The 3,731-nt window shown below is 58.3% G+C and carries 7 protein-coding genes; 3 read left to right on the top strand and 4 right to left on the bottom strand.

Going from position 1 to position 3,731, the window contains the following annotated elements; translation table 11 throughout:
* Both AB4Z16_RS27915 and AB4Z16_RS27910 read right to left on the bottom strand, forming a co-directional pair.
* A partial coding sequence (locus AB4Z16_RS27915) for an acyltransferase family protein (protein ID WP_441514558.1) occupies positions 1 to 537 on the bottom strand: 537 nt, incomplete at its 3' end.
* Positions 538 to 1,392: 855 nt separating this feature from the next.
* Entirely contained in the window at positions 1,393 to 1,596 is a 204-nt protein-coding gene (locus AB4Z16_RS27910) for a hypothetical protein (protein ID WP_441514557.1), read from the bottom strand.
* Between the two features lie 146 nt (positions 1,597 to 1,742).
* Here AB4Z16_RS27910 and AB4Z16_RS27905 point away from each other — a divergent pair, with 146 nt between their 5' ends.
* Positions 1,743 to 2,021, top strand: a complete 279-nt coding sequence (locus tag AB4Z16_RS27905; protein ID WP_441514556.1) for a DUF1488 family protein — start codon at positions 1,743 to 1,745, stop codon at positions 2,019 to 2,021.
* A gap of 58 nt (positions 2,022 to 2,079) precedes the next feature.
* Here AB4Z16_RS27905 and AB4Z16_RS27900 read toward each other — a convergent pair whose 3' ends face one another.
* The gene (locus AB4Z16_RS27900; RefSeq protein ID WP_441514555.1) at positions 2,080 to 2,226 is read right to left on the bottom strand and encodes a hypothetical protein; all 147 of its coding nucleotides are present in this window, start codon (positions 2,224 to 2,226) and stop codon (positions 2,080 to 2,082) included.
* Positions 2,227 to 2,564: 338 nt separating this feature from the next.
* Between AB4Z16_RS27900 and AB4Z16_RS27895 the strand changes: the two genes are divergently transcribed.
* A complete protein-coding gene (locus AB4Z16_RS27895) occupies positions 2,565 to 2,879 on the top strand; it encodes a helix-turn-helix transcriptional regulator (protein WP_441514559.1) in 315 nt (104 codons plus the stop codon).
* A gap of 127 nt (positions 2,880 to 3,006) precedes the next feature.
* Complete coding sequence (locus AB4Z16_RS27890) at positions 3,007 to 3,228, top strand: hypothetical protein (RefSeq protein WP_441514554.1); 222 nt, start codon at positions 3,007 to 3,009, stop codon at positions 3,226 to 3,228.
* Positions 3,229 to 3,458: 230 nt separating this feature from the next.
* Here AB4Z16_RS27890 and AB4Z16_RS27885 read toward each other — a convergent pair.
* Positions 3,459 to 3,731: hypothetical protein (locus AB4Z16_RS27885; RefSeq protein ID WP_441514553.1), on the bottom strand; the 273-nt coding region annotated here is incomplete at its 5' end.

Raw genomic sequence — 3,731 nt, 5'->3', positions numbered from 1 at the left:
GAATAGGATCAATGGCGCGACCAGATAAAATTGCCATTCAAGCGATATGCTCCAAGCCGGCATGTTGAAGGCGTATTCGGAATAGCTAAGGATGTTATTTGAAATGGCGCCATGCATCATGAAAAGATGAGAGAATACATGCATCGGCAGATGAGCTCGATCGCTCGATGCGACCTCGTTCACTACTCTTGCGAACTCTGGATCGCCAAAACCCGGTGCGCTGAGGGCCGACGCAAGCAACTCACTTGTGAAGAAACCGAAAAAGCATGTCACCGCAAACAGTGGAAAAATTCGAGCAAACCTTCGAATAATATAGGGGGCATAGCCCTCCTGCTTCTCCAGAACGACATGGGTTATGACAAACTCACTTATGATAATGAAGACCAGCACGGATGGAAGACCGACGGCTCGAAGAAGCGAGCTCACGCCATTGCCGTTGAACGCCGAGATGTAGGCGAGGTGAGAAAATACGACCGACCAGGCAAGGATGCCTCGAAGTCCTTCTATAGCCACAAACATTTTGGGCCGAACGGTCAAAGGTAACCCCCGAAGAAAGATTGATATTATTAGCTTTTGATTGTCATATCAATAACATATGTCAGATTTTGACTCGAAATAATCTTCCCTTCCTTTGCGAGATGTTCCTGGGCGAGACGAGAAAGCAGTCGCAAACGAATGGAGCGAGAATTGGCTCCCTATGGAATCGATCAGTTCGCGCGAGGTACGAAGGCCGGGGTCCGCGGGCCTCCAGCCCTTGGCGTAATCCGATCGGCGGCCGATTTCACGTCGTGAAACTGGAGCCGCAGCCGCGACGAGCTAGCGAACGCGGTGCTCGCAGCTTGCGAGATAGCGACATAGGCTGAGCTCCAGCTCGGCTCGCTCACGTCCTCATCTTCAGCGGCGATATCGATGCATCGCAAGCGCTCCAGCGCACCGCGAAATTGCTCGGGCGTTTCGATAGGTTCCGCTGCATGCGATCGGCGGGTTTCTGGGAGGATCCGCATCAACTTCCTCCAGTGCTACATTCACTGGCAGTTGGTCCGAGCTATCAACCATCGGTGACCGTCTGGCCTACGTGCCCGATCACTCGCAGCCGGGACAGCGACTCGCTCATGGCCGGCGGTAGAGCAAGGAAGCCACCGGTGCCGGTGATCTTCGAATTCGACGCCTACGGAGTTCATGGTCCCGCGTGCGAACACATGGCAGCGTTGGCCCTTTCGGCTGCAGCGATCCCAGCGATAGATGTAAATTCGATCGGAATCGGCTGCCGATGCTCGGGGCCTGGGAGCACGAACGTCGGCAGCCCGCGCACCCGCCAACGCTACCCATCGGATGGCGAGCGGAGCATGCGGCAAAACCGGGATCATGTTGTCCTTCATTTGGAGGGCAGCATCACAGCAACCTCCCGGCATGGTCCTCAGCGTCGGCGCGCTGGCGATACTCGGCTTCCATTTCCTCGACGATTCCGATTTGAAACAAAGCAACCTCCTGCTTCATCCGGCCTTCGGCGATGCGGGTCGCATAGACGCGGCGGCGGAATCCGAGTTCGCGTGCGAGGGCCTGCTGCTTCTGGCGGGCGGTGAAGCGGTCAGCCATGGCGGCGATCCCGATCGATGCTGTTGCGCAATGGAACCGTGATGTTCGTCTGGCATTGAACATTCAGGGCGTTGTGCGTCGGCGTCCTGCCGCCAGCGCTTGCCGTTTCCAGATCCCGAGCCCTCAAATTCACGGGGCAAACAGCCATGGCTTTCATTCTCGATGAGCACACCGCGCCTGATTGCGAGCGCGCGAGACAAAGCGTTCGCTTCTGCATGGTCGATGGAGGCGAAAGGGCGATCTGCCAGGTCGGATATACGACACTGAGCGATCTTGCCGCTGAGGCTATCGAAACAGACGAGGACTGCCTCGACCGTTTTCAATCACATCGTTGGGAGATTGCCGCTGCCGCCGCTCGCCTTCTCGAAAAAGGAGCGCACAAGGGCGGAACGATCATCCAGATCATTCGGGCGAACTTGCCCTGAAGATCGGGAACGCGACGCAGCTTCAAGCGCACGCCGTCGATGTCGAGATAGAGCCTGGTCATGCCGCCGCCCTCCGCTCAAGCTCGGCGATGACGCCGTCGATCTCCTGACGCTGCTTGCGGGCGATGGCGAGCTGTTCGGCGAACTTCTCGCGCGGGAAGCGTCCGGTCTTGATCTCCCGGACGGTGAAGCCGAGCTTGCGCATGGGATCTCGCCGATGCGCGCCCGGTCGGCTTCGGTGTAGACGCGATCCACGCCATCACGGCCGGGGGCGAGCAGGCCGCGGCTTTTCTCGTTTCAAGCGAACTCATGCCAGCTACTGGACGCGCGAGATTTCCCGTGCTTCCCAGAATTCATTGTGCTGCAATATTCATTGATTTTAATGTTAGGTGAAGCGCATCATTTTGTAGCCTTGGGGGAGGCGAGCAATATGAGCAAAATTACTTCAAATTGTTTCCTGCCGCATGTTCAGTGGGAAATTTCCGAGGGCAATGCCAGTTCTATTGGCGCCGAAATAATCGGCTTTCTTAGCTCGACACTGACATCATACATGGACGAACGAGTCCCGGTAATCAGCAGATTGCGAAGACAGCAGGGCTCAGTATCAGAAGCCTCCAACGCAAGCTTGCCGCTGCCGGTCTCACCTACTCACAACTGGTCGAAGCGGCGCGCTTTGAAAAGGCAATTGAGCTTCTCGGCACGACCGACGCCAAAATAATCGAGGTGGCATTTGCTGCCGGATACAGCGACCCCGCTCACTTCGCACGCGCATTCCGCCGAATGGCAGGAACGACGCCGAGACGATTTCGCAACGAGAGCAGGATGGCCGCTCGCTCCCGCTTCGGCAGGCTCGTATAGGAGGCGTCCCTCGGCGTGGCGCCGAGGCGATGGATCGCGGAAGCTGCGCTGAGTTCCGGTCCGAGATATCGTGGCGAGCCCTTCTAAATTTATCCTTCGCAAGTGTCCTTTTTGGAGGGAGGGAGACATGCCCTTTTCGTCGCTGAGTGACCCCACCGATCTCGCTCGGGCTTGCGCGGCGCTGGAGGTTGCGTGGAACGAAATCAGATCGAGCATTCCCCCTGCGTTTGAAGAGCGAGAACGCACCAGACTGGCTTACATCGTGGCAGCGCTGGTGGCCGTCGCGGGAGATGAAGAGGAACTGACCCGGCGGGCCGTCGACCGTTACCGGCAGTCCAACGCCGCATGATTTCGGCCCCGCTGGCTTCGGCTGGCGCGGCCTTTTTCATGATGTGGAGGTCACTCGAGGCGAACGGCCCCTGATCTGAAATTTTTTACCGGAAACTCGGAACCGAGCGGGCGAACTGATCGTTGGCAGTACACCACTGGCGCGGTCAGCTGCGAGGTGGGGATGGTTCTTCTGCCAAGATGGCCATCGAAGGGAGTCGGTCTAGCCCCCCAGCCGCCGGCTCCCTTTTTCTATTGCGAGACGCCTGGCGCGGATACCCGCCCGATGACAGCAAGGTAGCGGTCGCTGGAATGCGCGACTGCAACGACGAGATCTGTGCCGTCGTCACAGACCACGCGGAGCCTGTAGAAGAGCGCGGCTGGATCGACGTCCGAGAGATCGCAGAAAAGGTACCCGGCGCGGGTATCGTCGGAGTTGCTGCCAAATTGGTAGGTGAGCGGGAGCGTCCGGCCGTCCCGCAGGACAAGCAGGCCTTTCCCGGTATACATCGCCGGCCCCCCGCC

It is taken from the genome of Allobosea sp. TAF32, assembly GCF_052113585.1.
Lineage (GTDB): Bacteria > Pseudomonadota > Alphaproteobacteria > Rhizobiales > Beijerinckiaceae > Allobosea.
The sequence above is the reverse complement of the archived record's forward strand: the minus strand, read 5'-3'. Positions and strand labels throughout refer to the sequence as shown.